Raw genomic sequence first — 18,048 nt, forward strand, 5'->3', positions numbered from 1 at the left:
TTCTTTTTCTTAATTTGCCTTCCGATGCTGAAACAATTACATATCAAGAACTATGTGATCATCGATGTACTGGAGATCCGGTTCTCCAGCGGTATGAACATAGTGACCGGTGAAACCGGTGCGGGAAAGTCGATCATACTCGGCGCTCTGTCGCTCATACTGGGCGAAAGAGCGGATACCGCAGCCCTGGTTGATAAAGAAAAAAAATGCATTATCGAAGGGTTGTTCACACCAGGAACTGTAAGCGAGATCACGGAATTCCTTGAAGCCAACGACCTGGATCCTTCTCCCGAGATCACTATCCGGCGGGAGATCGGCGTCAACGGGAAAAGCCGTGCTTTTATCAATGACACTCCGGTGAACCTCTCACAACTGCAGCAGCTGAGCTCATTGCTGGTAGATCTTCACCAGCAGTTCGATACGCTTCAGCTGGGTGATACAGATTTCCAGGTACATGTACTGGACGCCCTGGCCAGCAATACAAAACTGGTCGGCGACTACCGTTTAAGTTTTGCCGAATGGCAGCAACATAAAAAAAAGCTGGAGCACCTCAAAGAGCAGCAGGCCCGGCTGGATAAAGAAAGCGATTACAACCAGTTTCAGTATGATGAACTGGCCGAAGCCAATTTCAAGGACAACGAACTCGAGGAGATCGATGCTTCCTTAAAACTTCTTTCCAATTCGGAAGGCATCAAAGGCGCCCTGGGCAAAGCTTATAACGAACTCGAAGAGGGAGAGCAGCCCTTGGTGCAGCAATTAAAAAGTATTGCACACCTGCTCAGCAATTACAGTAATTTCCATAAGGACCTCCCCGACCTGGTAAACCGGCTGAACAGCGCACAGGTGGAGCTGCAGGATATTGCCGCAGAACTGGAACACATCAGCAATGCCATTCATTATGATCCGGAACAGATAGAGGCGCTTGGCGACCGGCTTTCCATAGGCTATAAGCTTCAGAAAAAACACGGTGTGCAATCCACTGCAGAACTGCTGGACTTACAAAAGGAACTGGAAGAAAAACTGCAGGGCGTGGCACATATCCAGGAGGACATTGCCGCGCTGGAAGCCGCTACCGAACAACACCGCCGGTCGGCCGAAGGCTTTGCCAAAAAGATATCAGATGCCCGTAAAAAACAGATCGCGCCTTTTGAGAAAAAAGTAGACGCACTCCTTACCCAGGTAGGTATGCCCAATGCGGCCCTCCGTGTTTCTTTTGAAAAAAGATCATTAGGCCCCCAGGGAGCAGATGCGGTAGACTTTTTATTTGATGCCAACAAAAGCGGTCAGTTCAAACCCGTTGACAAAGTAGCCAGTGGTGGTGAGCTGAGCCGTCTTATGCTTTGCATCAAAAGTCTTGTGGCCCAGCGTATGAACCTCCCTACCCTGATCTTCGACGAAATTGATACAGGGATATCAGGTGAAGCCGCAAAACAGGTAGGCATTATTATGAAAGACCTGGCCGGCAGCCGGCAGGTGATCTGCATCACACACCAACCGCAGATTGCCGGACGCGCCGACGCCCATTATTTTGTATACAAGGAAGTATCCGGCAAACAGGTACGGACAGGTATGCGTCAACTGGATACGGAGGAACGGATCACTGCTATTGCAAAAATGCTCAGCGGCGAAAAGCCCACGGCCGCTGCATTAGAGAATGCAAGGGAAATGGTGCAGGCATAAATTTTTGTTTAAGGTTTAAGGTTCAATGTTCCAGGTCAGGTCCGTTTTACACTCGATGCAAGCGGGCAAATCTGTAATCCCGAACGCGATCTGCTGAAGGCTGTTTACTGATAACTGACCGCTAAAGGCTGAAAGCCGATTGCTGACCGCCCCGAACGATACTCATTTCCACATTCTCACATTCACAAATTTTCAAATTACTCCGACACCACATAGCTCAAACAAAGCCCGGAAAGCTGTTGCAGCTGCACTTTTAAGCGACTGTCTGTAAGCATAAAATGACAATTGAACTGGGACCGCGCATCATTATAACCGGTAAACCGGATGTGCTCCCGGAAATCCACTTTGCCAAGGCCATACCATTTGTACACGGCTTCCTTGGCCGACCAGATCTGCGTGTGCTCGGCTACAGAAAGCGGATTGAGCTGATCCATTTCCGCAGGACTGATAAATTTATGCCGGATCGCGACCACTTTTTCTACAGGGATCTCGATATCGATACCCACGCGATGATCCCTGCTGACAATAGCCGCTGCATAATCGCCGCAATGCGAAATAGAAAAATGATAGGCGTCGTCGGGCAGGAACGGTTTCCGCGTTTCTGCTACCTGTATCAAATGATAAGGAAAACCGGGAAACAGGTATTGCAGCAAAAAACGGCCGGCAAGATGTTGCAACATCTTATGGGGGTGGGTCACTTCACGGTGCAGCGGTACCTTCTCCTTAAAAAAAGCAGCGTCCTCCCCGATCTTCCAGATACCGAGCCGGGTGGAATTGTTAATTTCTTCTTGAAAAATAACAGGCATAAATAGCGGGATTCTCTTAATTTGTGCAAGTTAAGGATTTCAAACGGGGACAGGAGTTTCTAAAAATTTGTTTAGTGCATATATTATCATCCTGAAGCGGTACTGCTGAATTTGTTTCAGTAATTACCCATTCGGTGAGCGGTATAATTTTTCAGAGATCGTCACTCCCCTTTTCAAAGAATGAATCATGATCTTATCTGACCTGCGCATACTGGAAGAAATTGAAAAAGGAACCATCCGGATCGAACCCTACGACAGGAGCTGCCTGGGAAGCAATTCCTATGACGTGCACCTGGGCGCCTGGCTCGCAACCTATAAGAACCATCAACTGGATGCCAAACAGCATAATGAGATCGCTTATTTTGAAATACCTGAAGATGGCTTTGTACTCTATCCTCATATTTTTTACCTGGGCGTAACGCTGGAATATACAGAGGCCCATGCCCATGTTCCATTCCTTGAAGGCAAATCCTCCACAGGGCGTCTTGGCATTGACATACATGCCACAGCTGGTAAAGGCGATGTGGGTTTTTGCGGACACTGGACACTGGAGATCTCTGTAAAGCAACCGGTAAAGATCTACAAAGGGATGCCCATCGGCCAGCTGATCTATTTTCCTGTTGAAGGAGAAATCGAAGTAAAATACAACCAGAAGAAAAACGCCAAATACAGCAGTCAGCCCGACCGCCCCGTCGAAAGCATGATGTGGAAGAACAAGTTTTAACTCCTTCGCTACTGGTCAGTTACAATAGCTAACTAACGAAAGTTAGAATCTAAATCACTATTTTTGCCCCGGCTGAGCATTTTAAACTACATTTATTCAATAAATATATTTGTTCTATGGCTTTAGAGGATCTGGTGATGCCCAAATTAGGAGAAAGCATTATGGAAGCAACCATTTTAAAGTGGTTGAAGCAGGTGGGTGATGCCGTGGAAATGGATGAGACCGTCCTGGAAATCGCAACCGATAAAGTAGACAGTGAGGTACCCAGTACAGCCAGCGGTGTTATTGAAGCCATCCTTTATAACGAAAATGATGTGGTGCCGATTGGTACCGTTATTGCCCGGATCCGGACGGAAGGAGTTGCTGAAGAAACCGCAGCGCCGGAACCTGCTCCGCAACAGGCACCACCACCTGCGCCCGAACAGGAGCAGGAAGCCGAAGTGGTTTCATCCACTATTAAGCCGGAGGCCGCCTCCACTTCTGCTGCCCGGTTCTATTCCCCCCTTGTACTGAATATCGCCGCCAGCGAAGGGATCGCCATGAGTGAGCTGGAAAAAATACCGGGTACCGGAAAGGAAGGCCGCGTTACAAAAAATGATATCCTCGACTATGTGGCCAACCGGTCCCGGCAACAGACACCCGCAACAACGGTTACACCTCCGGCAGTTACGGTTGCCCCTGCAAAGGAACCACAACAAAACAGCACCCTGGATGTAAGTCGCTACGGAAGCAATGTGGAGATCGTGGAAATGGACCGCATGCGCAAACTGATCGCAGACCACATGGTACGCAGCAAGCAGACCAGTCCGCACGTTACCAGCTTCTCTGAAGCCGACGTGACCAACATGGTGATGTGGCGGGAAAAAGTAAAAAAAGATTTTGAGAAAAGGGAGGGCACCAAGATCACCTTTATGCCTTTGTTCATCGAAGCCATCACCAAATGCATCAAACGGTTTCCGCTGATCAACAGCTCCGTGGAAGGCGATAAGATCATCATTAAAAAAGACATCAATATCGGTATGGCCACCGCCCTTCCCAGCGGCAACCTGATCGTTCCTGTTATAAAAAATGCAGATCAGCTTAATCTTACCGGGCTGGCCAAACGCGTGAATGGCCTTGCTGATGCGGCACGCAACAATAAGCTCAAAGCAGAAGATACGCAGGGCGGCACGTTTACCATTACCAATGTGGGCACCTTCGGCAGCCTTGCAGGTACTCCCATTATCAACCAGCCCCAGGTGGCCATCCTGGCAGTAGGCGCTATCAAAAAACGCCCTGTAGTGGTGGAAACGCCGCAGGGCGACAGCATTGCGATCCGCCATATGATGGTGCTCAGCATGAGCTATGACCACCGGGTGGTAGATGGAGCCCTTGGGGCTACCTTCCTCAGTGCTGTAGCCAAAGAGCTGGAAAGTTTTGTTCCGGTTGAGATGTGAGCTTAGAGCTGACAGTATTAAGCGGTCAGTTGTAAGCGAAGCCAGCTGATTGCTGAAGCCTTAAAGCTGATACCAGCCATAAATTACTAATGAAAGCGGTCTTCCTTCTTAGCCTCCTGGTGCTATTCGCTGCATGCAGCAGACCATTCATCCGCTCCGTGGGATACATCTACTCCCAAAAACAGGACCGGCAGGAACGGAAATGGATGCTGGTCTGGAGAGATGATTTCAATGAACATAATCTCGACACCGGCAAATGGACCATCATCCCGCCAGGCAAATCGGATTGGAACAAACATATGAGCAGCAACAATGACTGCTTCCGGCTCGACAGCGGCTATATCTACCTCCGGGGGATCCGAAACCCGGATACTGTTTCCGACCCACGCCCCTTTCTCACCGGCGGTATCTATACAAAAGGCAAATTTGCCTTTCAGTATGGCAAAATAGAAATAAGGGCAAAACTGGAATCCGCCACAGGCGCATGGCCGGCAATATGGATGCTGGCCGAACAAAACAAATACGGCGCCTATCCCAAAAACGGGGAGATCGATATCATGGAGCATCTGAATTTTGAGAATCGTATTTATCAGACCACCCATTCTTACTATACGCTCAACCTGAAGCAGACCCGCAACCCGCCCCATTCAGGAACAGCCGCTTTTGACAGGAATGGATTTAATACATTCGGCATAAAATGGTTCCCGGATAAGATCGTATTTACAGTAAACGGAAAAGAAACGTTTACCTATCCACGTATAACCGGCGCGGATCCCAGTCAGTGGCCCTATGATCAGCCTTTTTACCTGCTGATAGACCAGCAGCTCGGAGGCAGCTGGGTGGGCCAGGTTGATCCGCAGCAGTTACCCGTACAGATGATCATTGATTGGGTGAAAGTGTACCAATAAAAACTCTTACCGCAGCAATTTATTGTTATTAGCACACTACCTAAAATTAGTTGGTCAGCAATCCTCTTCTTTCCGCCGTGTTTCCTTTAAACTTGTAAATGCATTTAAACGATACCGAAGGAATAAATTGAGTAGTAAAGAGCCTGGAGTCCAAATTTGAGATATCCGAAAACGGATACTTTTTATCAATATATTGCTCCATATCACTTCTTAACACTTTCTGTTGGGTCAGATCATAAAATAACCCTACCTGAAATCCGCCTCCTAAATTGCCAAGCAGCCCTATTCCTCCGCTTAATCTGAAATTAAACTGCATGCCGCTTGGATTTACTTCCGCAAAATTGAAACCAATCGCTATTCCCCAATAGCCAGGCGCTCTGAACTTTTCTCCTGTTGCAACAGTGGAATCGCCTTCCTGAAATTTTCTGTATGAATAAAGCGGGTTCCAGGTTAGTAATAAACTGGCAACAAAAGATGGATTGTTGAGCCGTTCCCTTTTTAGCGTCGTATCATAAGGAGAAACATAATAATCATAAGTCTTTTTCATATTGAAATTTGGCCCCAGTCCGATCCCAACTCCAAAAGAATTTTCCAAAACATCTACAATTGATTTGGATTCAGCCGCTGTAACAGCACTTTTTGACGTAAGTCGCTCCAGAAGAAGGTCAAAATCATATTTGCAGTCCGAAACGGAAAACCGGTTTTTAAATGCGTCCTCGAGCTCCCTGGAAAGAGCAGGAGAATTAACTTCAGCTAACTGATTATAGGACAATGTATCAATAAAATCCACAGTTGCTGATTTAGCTTCGTCTTCAAATTTGCTGTTCTCCAGAATAGACGACTGACTGATGATTACATTTTTTTCCTTAAGTTTAGCGATCACCAGGCTATCTTTTTTTGACTGCGAAAGTTTGTCCCAACTGAGTTTCGAAGAATCAATCACTATTGTCTGACTGGAAAACCCAAATAACTTAACAGTAAATTTGCCCAACGCGTTTTTTTCTGAAGTAAGATGATAGGTTCTCCCCGAGCAAAAAAAATCTGTTTGTGACTGACTGAAAGCACTTGATGAATAAAACACAGCAGCTAAGACGAAAATTTTTTTCATATTCGTTTGTTTGGTTGTTTAGTGGACTGATAGTGGTTTGGTGGTATAAATATAAAACGAAAAGTATTATTTTCGAAATATTCTATTCTAATTATTTTCCGCCCCCTAAGATGACGACTTACAAATCAGCAGCTGCCCCGGAAGCAACCCGAGATCGCGTTTCCTATTGCCTAGCTTTTCAAAGCGCCTTCAATGCGGAATCCACCAGGTTCAGGAGTAGCAACTTTGGGCCAGCCGTTCTCTCTGTTAGAGGCATTCCTTATCGCTTGTCGTGGTTGTTTTTACCCGCTTCTGCGGAAAAATCATTAACGCATTCCTGTTAACTTTACGGTACAATAAAACAAATGGCCTCCATTGTAAAAGCAACAGAGCAGGAAGCAGCACTCATTGCCGCATTAGCAGCCCGTACCTTTATCGAATCGCATGGCAACAGTGCCCAAGCGGAAGACATCGATGCCTATATCGCAACCAGGTATCATCCGGATCTTCTGAAAAGGGAACTGGCAGACCCGGGCAACCTGTATCACCTGCTTTATTATGATAAACAGGTTGCGGGCTATTCTAAAATCATACTCAACCAGCCTTATCCTGGTAGCGACATAAAAGGGCTTACCAAACTGGAACGGCTTTACCTGCTAAGCACCTTCTATAACCAACACCTTGGACAGGTTTTATTTGATTTCAACATCCATCTTGCAAAAACAAACGGCCAGCAGGGCGTCTGGCTCTTTGTCTGGAAAGAGAACCTCCGGGCCATCCGGTTCTATAAAAAAAATGGCTTCCGCATCATCGGCAGTCACGATTTTGAAATTTCAAAAACACATTCCAATCCCAACCATCTCCTGTTACTCGAATTTTAAAGCTGCAGCTTACTGCCCCTTCGCCAGCTGTATCCCGGCCGGATTTGGCTACAACAAACGCAGATACGACTACAACTGTTCTTTGACTGTTGCAGATTTTTGCAGCATCAAAAAACAACACAATGAAAATTATCGTTACCGGTTCATTAGGACACATCAGCAAACCGCTTACCCAATCATTGGTACAAAAAGGGCATTCGGTTACCGTTATCAGCAGCAGCCCGGAAAGAAGAGATGCTATTGAAGCAGCAGGCGCCGCACCTGCCATCGGCAATATGGAAGATGTCGACTTTCTCACAGCTGCCTTTACCGGCGCAGATCTTGTATATGCTATGGAGGCGCTGAATGCCGGCAGCTTCTTTAACCAGGAGCTTGATTTTATAGCTGCCAATACCAGAATTGCTGACAATTATAAAAATGCCATTGAGCAATCGGAAGTAAAACAGGTCGTGCATTTAAGCAGCATCGGTGCGCATATGAGCAGCGGCAACGGTATTCTTTCTTTTCACCACAACTCAGAAAAGATCCTGAATGAATTACCGGCCGATGTTTCCATTAAGTTCATGCGCCCCGTGGGGTTTTATTACAACATGTTTGCCTTTATACCCGGTATAAAAAAGCAGGGCACCATTGTACAAAATTATGGCGGCGATGAAAAAGAGCCCTGGGTCTCTCCTTTGGATATTGCAGCGGTTATCGCCGAAGAGATCGAACTTCCGTTTGAAGGAAGAACGGTACGGTATATCGCCAGTGATGAAGCCTCTCCCAATGAAGTGGCCGCAATACTGGGAGCAGCAACCGGCCGGCCTGATCTGGAATGGCGGGTGATCCCCGACGAACAGTTATTGCATAACCTGGTTGTTGCCGGAATGAACCCGCAGACGGCAAAAGGTTTTGTTGAAATGAATGCCGCCCGGCGCGGCGGCGTATTGTATGAGGATTACCAACGCAATAAACCGGTATTGGGCAATGTAAAGCTGAAGGATTTTGCGACCGAGTTTGCCGCCATTTATCGTCAGCAATAATTACATTTATAGTATGAAAAAACAACCTCAACGGATCCGGACGATCACCGAGTTCCATGAATTCCGGAAGTTGCCCCGGCCGGAGCATCCGTTGATCAGTGTGGTGGATTACAGTGCCATCAGCCACAGCCCCGGTAATAATACACTGAACTGGGTCATGGATTTTTATTCCATTTCCGTCAAACGGACCACCAATGCCAAAATACGGTATGGCCAGCAGGCCTATGATTTTGACGAGGGGGTGATGTTCTTTATGGCGCCGGGCCAGGTGTTCAGCGTTACAATCGATGCAACAACAACGCCACAGCATTCGGGGTGGATGCTGCTGATCCATCCCGATTTTTTCTGGAATACTTCGCTGGCGAAAAACATCAGGCGTTATCAATACTTTGATTATTCAGTAAATGAGGCCCTGTTCCTTTCAGAAAAAGAAGAAACCGTCCTCAATAATATCATTGAAAACATCCGGCAGGAATACCATTCAACTATTGATGCTTTCAGTCAGAACATCATTATTGCCCAGATTGAAACCCTGCTGAGCTATGCAGAGCGGTTTTATCAACGCCAGTTCATCACCCGGAAGATCACCAACCACCAGGTTCTCGACCAGCTGGAAACCTTTATGGCAGCGTATTTCAGCAACGAGGAACTGATGGCAAAAGGCCTGCCCTCCGTTCAGCAGGTGGCGGCAGCACTAAACACATCCCCCGGATATCTGAGCGGGTTGCTGAAGGTACTGACAGGACAAAGCACCCAGCAATACATCCACGAAAAACTGATCGGCAAAGCGAAGGAAAAACTTTCCACCACCAGCCTGTCCGTAAGCGAGATCGCTTATGAACTGGGCTTTGAACATCCGCAATCATTCAGCAAGTTGTTCAAAGCCAAGACCCGTCTTTCGCCGCTGGAGTTCCGGAGAGCGTTTAATTAATAAACAGCTTTTATTGTCCGGTGCCCCATGTCTTATTGGGGCGGCTTCCCATTTCCAGTTCCAGCGTACCGCCCTTAAGCAGTTCACTGGCGGGAAAACGGAACGAGTTCAGGATGCGGCCATTCAGGCGGGCCCGCTGTATGTATTTATTTTCCCGGGATGCGGCCGGGGCGCTGATCACAAACTGTTTCCCACGCCCGTACCGGTTGCCCAGGTCGATAACCACCTGTTTATACAACGGACTTGTTATTTCATAGTGCGGTATTACATTACAACCGCCATCGGTCTGAAACAGTCCCAGGGCGGCCATTACAAACCAGCTGCTCATTTGTCCCTGGTCCTCATCACCCAGGTAAGCATCAGCCACACCAAACCCATAATAACGATCAAGAATGGAACGGCTCCATTGCTGTGTTTGCCAGGGTTGCCCCGCCCAGTTGAACAGGAAAGCAAAATGCATGGATTGCTGGTTGCCCTGTACTACGGGAAAATCCCAGTACTGATCGCCGGGAGCATTGTACCGCCAGGGTTCGCTGGCCTTAAACCCTTTGGTCAGCCGGTCGGTAAAACGTCCTTTACCGATGGCCCGGATAAGGGCCGGTACATCCTGTGGCACAAAATAGGTGAGCTGCCAGGCATTTCCTTCCACATAATGATGATTGGCCCCGGATTTATACGGATCAAAATTCTTTTCCCATTCCCCGCTGCTATACCGCATACGTGCATAGCCGGTAACCGTATCGATCGCATGCTTCCACCAGTTACCCCTTTCTTTAAACTGGGCTTCTTCGGGTTTGTGCAGGGCTTCAGCAAGCTGCCCGATCGTCCAGTTATCATAGGCATACTCCAGTGTATTGGAAAACCTTCCTTTATCGGCCGGCACATATTTATATTTCAGAAAGGCTTCGATATCCCTGTTGCCCGCAAATCCATTACCCACACGCTCGGGGCTGGCAGTAGCCGTTTTTACCACGGCCCTGAACAGGTCTTCCGTATCATAGTCCCTGATGCCCATCTGGTAGGCGCTTACCAGCAGCGGGATCTCATGCTCGCCCACCATCACCGGTATGTACTCCATTCCTGCCGGGCCTTTGGCCAGCCAGCCATTGGCATTAAACATCGCCAGTTGTGAGCGCACCCATTTGCCGGACCATTCCGGCGCTACCAGGTTCCAGACCTGGTTCAGGTTCCAGAATGTATTCCAGAAAGCATCACAACCCAGGGCTGCGTCTTCCGGCGTTTTCAGCTGTTGTATTTTTTCAGTGGCATCCACCCAGCGTCCGTCCACATCACTGAATGTGTTCCTGCAGAAGCTGCGGTAGAGGTTGGTATAAAAGCGCATTTTCTCCCGGCTGTCGTCACTGGTGATGGTCACGCGGCGGAGCAGGTCGTTCCAGGTTTTAACGTTGTGTTGCCGTACGGCATTAAAATCCCAGCCGAATGGGGCACTGACCTCCTCCTGTAAATTGCGCCGGGCGCCGGCTGCATCTACATAGGAAATGCCCGTGCGCACCTGTACCACAGGGTTTTCGTGCGTGTCGAACTCAACATAGCAACCCATCTGGTTTGGATGCGCCGCATCCAAACGGTTCTGGCCGGTTATCGTATCATTAACCCAGCCTCCTATTTTTTTTATCGGTTGATCGAATTCGATCCGGAAGTACAGGGTATAGTCCTGGTCTGCATCGGCAGACCAGACATTCTTGGACTGCTGAACACTGTATCCCTCAATTGTATGCGCGTCTATCTGTGTAAGAGACGCTTTCAGGATTTTGTAATCATATTCAGCCGGAATTTTCAGATCGATCATCACCCGGCCATCCTGCTGCTGCGGATAAGTATACCGTTGAAAACTGCAACGACTGGTTGACGTAAGCTCTGCTTTGATATTATAGGTAGTGAGATCCGCCTTGTAATACCCCAGCGGCGCTTCTTCAGTTGCTTTGTTGATAAACGAGCGGTATCCTGTTGAATCATATTTCAGTGCGGCCTCATCTCCCATTTTTATTTTCAACGGCCCGTTAACGGGCAGCATTCCCAGTCCGGCCATGGTCCACTCATGCACATGACTGAAGGTGCCGATGCTTTCATAGATCGGGTCGTATCCCGCCTGCCATCCTGCATTCTGGTTATCCGGACTCAGCTTTACCATGCTGAAGGGCATCCACGGGCCAGGCGCGATCATCCATCTTGAATGTGCAGTACCCAGGAACGTGTTTACGTAATCCGAAGGCTGTACCAGCGGCAGCGGGCTGCGGACTACCGTACCCGAAGCGACCTCTTTGCCATCGGCAATAACAGTATACTTGCTTTCAACGGAGGCCGTGACGGCTTCCATTGGAGCCTCCAGTACCGCAGGTCCGGCTTCCAGCTTTTTATTGAAAATAGTTTTACCATCCAGTTTCACCTGCAGCAATGGAGTGCCGTCCGTATGCGCCACGTTGATCAGCAGCGGCTGTACCGCAGCATTCAATTGCCAGGGTGCCGCTTTCACATCACGGACAAGTACTGTGGTTGGTACGGGGTTCAGCACAGTCTTTGTGCTGCCTTCCAGGCGGATATCATCAAACACCATCCAGGATCCTTCCAGGCTGGTCAGCTGTATCTCATTAATTCCGGTTTTCAAACCTGTTGTATCCAGCGGGATCGTAAGGGTGTGATGCAGCGCATTATCATTCTTCCCCGTCAATGCAGCTTCATCAGCACCCGGAGGCAGGCGAAAATTATAAGAGCGGCCATTGACCGTGATCTTTAAATAAGGCGGTAGCTTTACATGCGTATGCAGCACATCCACAATCAAGACACCGGCCTTGTCAGCGTCCACCGACTTCAGGTCAAATAATATATTCAACACCTGGGTACGGATACCTGCTGTAGGCCCCGTGCCTCCCCAGCCGTCTGCCGGGCCTGGCAATACATAGGGCCAGTCCCGGCGCGGATCCGAACGCCCGACGATGAATTGCCGGTTCTCCCACCCGAAGTCCTCTTTCAGGAAGTCCGCATAGCGGTCCGGGGCCAGGGCAAATTCCGCCGCACTGTTATCTTTTTTTCCGATGCTCCAGATAACGCGCTCCTGGGCGCTGCAAAAAAATGTCATCCCCGCAAAGCAACCGGCCAGTAATATTTTCCAAAAGACGTTCTTATTCATAAGATCATTTATTATCATCTACCGCACAGGACGGCGCTAAAAATATGCCAACCATTACGGCGTTTAGGTTTATTAGATTTCTTACCTGCACAACATCCGGTTCATTTATATGCGAACTTAATGCTCTTCATTTCTTAATGGTTTAAAAAACTTCAGCCTTTAAGATCTTTTTAAAAAACCGCTCACTACATGTCTGTCATTTTATTTGCAGATCGCACCGGTCTTCCCTGATCTGTAAAGATACCACACAAGGTTTTCCGATGATCGTTCATATCATCCATTTCTTTTTACCATCAATCGGCTATAGTTCAGGATTATTTATATAATCGTTCCACAACTGATCAACGGTTTTTCCGGTCTCCGTCACCCAAAACTGATCGGTGTAATTACCCGAACGCATAAGTGTGTCCAGCTTTTTTACAAGTCCTTGCTGCATGTGATGCTCCATCCAAAGAAAGAATCGGGCTGCTGTCCCATATCCCTTCGTATAAGATTCACCGGCAACCGGCGGTTTAAGAGACCAGTTGGCTGCGGCATTATCAATGCCGTATACGTGACGGACATAATCAGCAATCCCTTCTGATACCCATCCCGGGCCCGAAGGATAGTTTTGAACAAGGTGCATAATTTCATGTGTAACAATATCAATATCCTGCGTGTGATTCATGATGTAATCCGTTCCATAATACACATACCCATGTTCCGGATGGGCGGCTGCTATGCCCGGATAACCGGGGTCTGCTTTAAAATAAACGGTCTTTATTGCGTTTGGATTAAATGCCTCCATCAATTTCGGATAGTTGGTAAAAAATACATTTTTAAATGCCTGTTTATGCTGTGCATTGAGCCCCTGTGCTGTCTCATCTACAAAAATCAGGGTAAGTCCGTTCTGCCGGGTTGTATCAATTCGGGAAGGAGGCCCTTCTACCTGTGCAGCCGGAGGAACCGAAAACAACCGCCACTCGCCTACTTCAAGAAAATGATCCCAACGTGTTTCCGATATCGCCCAGCGATAATATTTATAACTGCCGGTGTTGATAAAATCATATCTTTTGGTAGCTTTGCGTGCCCAGAAGTCTTCTACGGACCGCCGGTTCAATACTACCCAATTGACGCCATCATTAGAAGCCTTTACCGTCCAGTCTTTCGGGTCCCTTTGGTTATATATATCGCCGACAGTAACACTATACGCGGCTACCTGCCGGGGCTCGGGAAATGTCATCTGTACAAAAAAATCGGAAGTATGTTCCGTTAGAAATTGTGTATTGATATCGCCGTCAATCATCTTCAGCGACCCTTCAGCACTTCCGGCACCGTTTACATTTTCGGTACTAACAGACAGCTGTCCATACAAAGTAATATCGGTTTCGGTGACCACCTCCGTTGAATCGGTTGTTTCGTTATCAACGGGCAGCGCCATTTCCGTTTTTTTACATCCCAGGTACAGCAACCCTGGTAATAATAGTACAGCAGCCAGTTTGCAACATTTCAAGATTAACATAGTGTATTTGTTTTAGGGTAAATAATGCAACTATTGTTCATCCATTGTTCCTGAACGCGATATTTCCGGGTTTTTAAGCCCGTTGCAATAAACCTGTTTTTCACAGCCGTTCCACCTGCATCATCTGTAAAAAAACGTTTCCCGGGAAGGCACAAACCTGTATATAATATTCAGGGCCTCATTATTGCCTGCTACCTGGCTTCCGGTCATTTGTTTATTTTACCTGTTTCGCCCAGCTTCTCAATGCATCAATAGCATCATACAGCACACCTGCTTCACCTCTGAAATCGCCCGAGCCGGAGGCTTTTCCGTTGCGCACATCATACCATTCATAAAATCCTTTGTTCTGCAATACACGGTCGATCATCGGGCTCATCTCCGCATAGGCTTCAAGCGCCATGTCATTTGCTACCAGCGCATGGATCATCCTTCCGCCAAACCAGGTCCAGTCCCCGGCATTCTGGTAAAAATAAGCCGCCATGTTCGGGAACTCTTCTACCGGGTAGGGCGGATAGACCGTCATCCCGATGGTAGCAAATTTTTCTTTTTCCGCTGCCCGCAAAAACTGGTCATTGATCTTCTTTATCTCGTTCCTGCTGTGTATTCCGGCAAGAATGGCACAGGTGGTACCGCCGGTATAGAGAATGCTGCGTTCATCAAAATCTTTTGAAAACGGGCTTCCGTTCAAATAAAGATGCGGAATGTATTTTGCTTTCCCCCCGTCCCAGAGCTGTTTGCGGATATTCTTTTTTATTGTTGCCGCCGTAGCCTGCCATTTTTTATGCAATGCACCGGATGCGGGGGTCATAACAACAAAATCATTCAGCGCCATTACAAACATTGCATTATCATAAATATCAATGGACCATTTTGTTTTTTCATTCAGTGCAACACCCCAGCCCTTTTCGGGTTGTACATCGCCCCAATCGATGGTCGTGGCGCCTTTTACAAGACCGTACTCCTTCGACCAGCGTTCAGTAAGCACAAAATTCAGTGCGGCCTCCAGTCGTTGTAATACAGTCTGCGCTCCCACTTTCTCCTGCAGGATACCGCTATCACCGGTAACATCAATGTATTTTTTTACGGCCTGTACCAGTGAGGATTCCTGGTCGGTCTCTACCGTATTCTTATGACTGGCCCAATCCGGTGCGAGGTCGGAGTAACTGTATTTATAACCGATGTTCGCCTGCTTCTTATTGATCGCTCCATCCGGAATGTTGCCGTCCGCGCCCTGTATCTTAAAGAACAGCAACAACGCTTCTTTTACATCTTTCTGATCCCGTGCTTTAAGCGATCCTTTTATAAAGGTATTAAAATCCCTGATCCAGATCTCACCATACCCGGTACCGGCATTAAAACCGGTCAATATCCGCAGTGCACGCGCCTGTACCGTATCCAGGCGCTCATCGTTCAATATCTGTGCCGCCAGCGCTGCCTTGCTGACGCCAGCCGTTGTGGTACGCCCTGCATAGGATGAAAGTTTTACTTTTCCGGTCTGAGCCTGTGCCGCCGTTAATACAAATACAATGTTCAATAAAAATAGTCGCTTCATAAATTTTGTTTAGACCTGATTTATGTATGAATAATACCGTTATTGCTAGTTGCCGGGTGTCGCCGTCATGTATAATTCCAGTACGCCTCCGTTTACAATATCATTAAAACTGATGTAATTTTCCTTCAGCGTTCTGCCATTAAGTTTTGCCGACTGTATATAAATATTATCCGGCGAATGATGATGTGCCCTGATCACAAATTCCTTTCCTTTATAATAAGCATTGTCAAGCCGGATCCTTGCCTCAGGGAACAGCGGGCTTGTAATATCCACCCGCAGTCCTTCAGAAGTACCGCCGTTCATTTCAAAAAGCCCGAGGGCGCTGATCACAAACCAGGCGCCCATCTGGCCCTCATCCTCATCACCATTCCAGCCCACATAGGGTGAAGCGTCATAGAACGTATCCAGTATTTTCCGGGTGTAGTACTGGGTAAGCTGCGGCTGGCCGGCATAGTTAAACAGATAGGCCGCCTGCATATTCACCTCATTCCCGTGGTTGATATAATATTCCGCAGACTGCCCCATGGTGCGGTCCAGCGCATGCGCGGCAAACCGGTGGAATTCCGATTTCCTAAACCCTTCCTTAAGCCGGCTCAAAAACCGTTCCTGCTTTACCAGGCGGATCAACCCTTCCACATCGTGTGGTACATAAAAGGAATATTGCCAGGAATTGCCTTCGATGAAATGATTTACAGAGAACCGGTCAAAGTCCGGAATAAAGGTCCCGTCTGCCTTTCGCGGTACCACAAAACCGCTTGCTGTATCAAATACATTTTTCCAGCTGGAAGCGCGGTTCAGAAAAAAGCGGTAATCCTGTTTTTTATTCAGCAATGCTGCCATCTGTGCCACACACCAGTCGTCATAAGCATAATCCAGCGTTTTTGAGGTAACACCTTTTTCAACCGGGACATACCCCTTTTCTGCATAAACCGAAATCTGCGGATTGCCGGGGTTTCCTCCGCAAAGCGGCTGCGGCTCCACCGTTACGTGTTTCTTCATGGCCGCATATGCGGTTGCTGCGTTCTCTTTCACGATTCCTTTGCGATAGGCACTTGTCATCAATGCCATTTCATGAGAGCCTTCCATAATACCGGAGTACTCGATGCCCGCCGGCCCCTTGGAAAGCCAGCCGGTTTTCTCATACAGTTCCAATTGCGTATCCACCAGCTGCTGCACCATACCCGGCGTACACAGGGTCCATAGCAGGTTCAGGTTCCAGAAGCTGTTCCAGTACGCATCGCCACCGATCATCACACTCCGTCCTGCAGGCAGCTGCTGCTCTTTCTCGCAGGCATCACGGTATCTGCCGTTCACATCGCTCATGATCATTTTAGCAGTGAAACAGCGGTACAGGTTGGTATAAAATTTTGTTTTATTTTCTTCCGATCCTCCGCTTACATGTATCGTATTCAGGAGATGGCTCCATACGTCGCGACTGTGCGCCGCTATGGCATCAAAATCCCAGTCGAATGCTTTCAGTTCCGTTTTCAGGTTCAGGCGGGCCTGTGCATTTGATACAAAGGAGATGCCCGTACGCAGGATCACCTGCTGGGGTGTTGCTGATGGAAAGTCAACATACGCGCCGATGCCACCCTGCTCCCTCACCGTATCTGCAGTTACCACTCCCTGCCCGGTAAAGCCATGAAATGCTGCGAAAGGTTTACTGAACTGCATGACAAAGTACAGGCGGTAATCGTTAAAGCCGGCGGAGACCGTATGGGCAACCCCTTCCACCTCACTGTTGCTTACCCGGGTGATCATTGCATCCTTTAGTTCTATGCCATACTCCGACGGCAGGTTCAGCTGGATCATGACACGGTTGGAAGAATCCGCCGGAAATGAATACCGCTGCACACCCGTGCGTTCTGTAGCTGTCAGCTCTGCCTTAATACGTGAATCCAGCAGGTACACAGAATAATAACCCGGTGCGGCTTTTTCATCTTCATGACGGAACCGCGAATGATAACCGGCACCTGCACCTTTGAACGGGTCATCCGGAAGGCCGGGGGTCAGCGACAGATCACCATTGGTGGGCATGGTCAGCAAGCCGGCCATTGTCCATCCGTGTATATGACTGAACCCATGAATACTCCCGATAGAATATTCATACCCGCCCTGCCAAACATTGCGCTGGTTGTCCGGACTCAGCTTCACCATCCCATTGGGCATAGTGGCCCCGGGAAACAGCATCCACCGGGAATTAGAAGTACCGATAAACGGATCCACATAATCCACGGGCTGCTTTTGCTGTGCCATGGCAACGGGAACTATAAAAGAACCGGCCAGCAACAGTACTGTCCTCAAAAAAAAATCCATATTGTTACGTACATTCATCCGTTCAAGATTACAATAAAAAACAACGCCCCGGG

Annotated in this window: 13 protein-coding genes; 7 read left to right on the plus strand and 6 right to left on the minus strand. The window is 48.1% G+C overall.

Annotated elements, in window-relative coordinates; genetic code table 11:
* Window positions 1-24 precede the first annotated feature (24 nt).
* Window positions 25-1,680, plus strand: a complete 1,656-nt coding sequence (gene recN / locus K7B07_RS25210; protein ID WP_223713317.1) for a DNA repair protein RecN — start codon at window positions 25-27, stop codon at window positions 1,678-1,680.
* Between the two features lie 197 nt (window positions 1,681-1,877).
* Here recN and K7B07_RS25215 read toward each other — a convergent pair whose 3' ends face one another.
* A complete protein-coding gene (locus tag K7B07_RS25215) occupies window positions 1,878-2,486 on the minus strand; it encodes a 4'-phosphopantetheinyl transferase family protein (protein WP_223713318.1) in 609 nt (202 codons plus the stop codon).
* Between the two features lie 187 nt (window positions 2,487-2,673).
* Between K7B07_RS25215 and dcd the strand changes: the two genes are divergently transcribed.
* The 3 genes from dcd to K7B07_RS25230 all read left to right on the plus strand — a co-directional run bounded on the left by dcd (window position 2,674) and on the right by K7B07_RS25230 (window position 5,554).
* Window positions 2,674-3,210: a dCTP deaminase gene (gene dcd, locus K7B07_RS25220; protein ID WP_223713319.1), complete on the plus strand. Its 537-nt coding sequence runs from the start codon at window positions 2,674-2,676 to the stop codon at window positions 3,208-3,210.
* 116 nt (window positions 3,211-3,326) lie between these two features.
* Window positions 3,327-4,646 (plus strand): dihydrolipoamide acetyltransferase family protein, encoded by a 1,320-nt coding sequence (locus K7B07_RS25225; protein WP_223713320.1) that lies wholly within the window; start codon window positions 3,327-3,329, stop codon window positions 4,644-4,646.
* Between the two features lie 89 nt (window positions 4,647-4,735).
* Window positions 4,736-5,554, plus strand: a complete 819-nt coding sequence (locus K7B07_RS25230) for a glycoside hydrolase family 16 protein (protein ID WP_223713321.1) — start codon at window positions 4,736-4,738, stop codon at window positions 5,552-5,554.
* A 46-nt stretch (window positions 5,555-5,600) separates the two neighbouring features.
* Here the strand turns inward: K7B07_RS25230 and K7B07_RS25235 are convergent, their stop codons facing one another.
* A complete protein-coding gene (locus K7B07_RS25235; protein WP_223713322.1) occupies window positions 5,601-6,662 on the minus strand; it encodes a hypothetical protein in 1,062 nt (353 codons plus the stop codon).
* Between the two features lie 344 nt (window positions 6,663-7,006).
* Here K7B07_RS25235 and K7B07_RS25240 point away from each other — a divergent pair, with 344 nt between their 5' ends.
* The 3 genes from K7B07_RS25240 (at window position 7,007) to K7B07_RS25250 (ending at window position 9,478) form a co-directional block, all read left to right on the plus strand.
* The gene (locus K7B07_RS25240) at window positions 7,007-7,522 is read left to right on the plus strand and encodes a GNAT family N-acetyltransferase (protein WP_223713323.1); all 516 of its coding nucleotides are present in this window, start codon (window positions 7,007-7,009) and stop codon (window positions 7,520-7,522) included.
* A gap of 122 nt (window positions 7,523-7,644) precedes the next feature.
* On the plus strand, window positions 7,645-8,547 hold the full coding sequence (locus tag K7B07_RS25245) for an NmrA family NAD(P)-binding protein (RefSeq protein ID WP_223713324.1): 903 nt from the start codon (window positions 7,645-7,647) through the stop codon (window positions 8,545-8,547).
* 13 nt (window positions 8,548-8,560) lie between these two features.
* Window positions 8,561-9,478, plus strand: a complete 918-nt coding sequence (locus K7B07_RS25250) for a helix-turn-helix domain-containing protein (RefSeq protein WP_223713325.1) — start codon at window positions 8,561-8,563, stop codon at window positions 9,476-9,478.
* 10 nt (window positions 9,479-9,488) lie between these two features.
* Here the strand turns inward: K7B07_RS25250 and K7B07_RS25255 are convergent, their stop codons facing one another.
* The 4 genes from K7B07_RS25255 to K7B07_RS25270 form a co-directional block, all read right to left on the minus strand.
* Window positions 9,489-12,626 carry a GH92 family glycosyl hydrolase gene (locus K7B07_RS25255; RefSeq protein WP_223713326.1) on the minus strand — a complete coding sequence of 1,046 codons (3,138 nt, stop codon included), beginning with the start codon at window positions 12,624-12,626 and terminating at the stop codon, window positions 9,489-9,491.
* A gap of 301 nt (window positions 12,627-12,927) precedes the next feature.
* Window positions 12,928-14,127, minus strand: a complete 1,200-nt coding sequence (locus K7B07_RS25260) for a basic secretory protein-like protein (protein ID WP_223713327.1) — start codon at window positions 14,125-14,127, stop codon at window positions 12,928-12,930.
* Between the two features lie 214 nt (window positions 14,128-14,341).
* Window positions 14,342-15,679 (minus strand): glucosidase family protein, encoded by a 1,338-nt coding sequence (locus tag K7B07_RS25265; protein ID WP_223713328.1) that lies wholly within the window; start codon window positions 15,677-15,679, stop codon window positions 14,342-14,344.
* A gap of 45 nt (window positions 15,680-15,724) precedes the next feature.
* Entirely contained in the window at window positions 15,725-18,013 is a 2,289-nt protein-coding gene (locus tag K7B07_RS25270; RefSeq protein ID WP_223713329.1) for a GH92 family glycosyl hydrolase, read from the minus strand.
* Window positions 18,014-18,048: the final 35 nt, after the last annotated feature.

It is taken from the genome of Niabella beijingensis (assembly GCF_020034665.1).
Lineage (GTDB): Bacteria > Bacteroidota > Bacteroidia > Chitinophagales > Chitinophagaceae > Niabella > Niabella beijingensis.

Excerpts from the sequence above, each read along its gene's own strand:
- K7B07_RS25235 (WP_223713322.1), bottom strand. The coding sequence starts at position 6,662 with ATGAAAAAAATTTTCGTCTTAGCTGCTGTGTTTTATTCATCAAGTGCT.
- recN (WP_223713317.1), top strand. The coding sequence starts at position 25 with ATGCTGAAACAATTACATATCAAGAACTATGTGATCATCGATGTACTG.
- dcd (WP_223713319.1), top strand. The coding sequence starts at position 2,674 with ATGATCTTATCTGACCTGCGCATACTGGAAGAAATTGAAAAAGGAACC.
- K7B07_RS25245 (WP_223713324.1), top strand. The coding sequence starts at position 7,645 with ATGAAAATTATCGTTACCGGTTCATTAGGACACATCAGCAAACCGCTT.
- K7B07_RS25230 (WP_223713321.1), top strand. The coding sequence starts at position 4,736 with ATGAAAGCGGTCTTCCTTCTTAGCCTCCTGGTGCTATTCGCTGCATGC.
- K7B07_RS25225 (WP_223713320.1), top strand. The coding sequence starts at position 3,327 with ATGGCTTTAGAGGATCTGGTGATGCCCAAATTAGGAGAAAGCATTATG.
- K7B07_RS25270 (WP_223713329.1), bottom strand. The coding sequence starts at position 18,013 with ATGAATGTACGTAACAATATGGATTTTTTTTTGAGGACAGTACTGTTG.
- K7B07_RS25240 (WP_223713323.1), top strand. The coding sequence starts at position 7,007 with ATGGCCTCCATTGTAAAAGCAACAGAGCAGGAAGCAGCACTCATTGCC.
- K7B07_RS25265 (WP_223713328.1), bottom strand. The coding sequence starts at position 15,679 with ATGAAGCGACTATTTTTATTGAACATTGTATTTGTATTAACGGCGGCA.
- K7B07_RS25255 (WP_223713326.1), bottom strand. The coding sequence starts at position 12,626 with ATGAATAAGAACGTCTTTTGGAAAATATTACTGGCCGGTTGCTTTGCG.
- K7B07_RS25250 (WP_223713325.1), top strand. The coding sequence starts at position 8,561 with ATGAAAAAACAACCTCAACGGATCCGGACGATCACCGAGTTCCATGAA.
- K7B07_RS25260 (WP_223713327.1), bottom strand. The coding sequence starts at position 14,127 with ATGTTAATCTTGAAATGTTGCAAACTGGCTGCTGTACTATTATTACCA.
- K7B07_RS25215 (WP_223713318.1), bottom strand. The coding sequence starts at position 2,486 with ATGCCTGTTATTTTTCAAGAAGAAATTAACAATTCCACCCGGCTCGGT.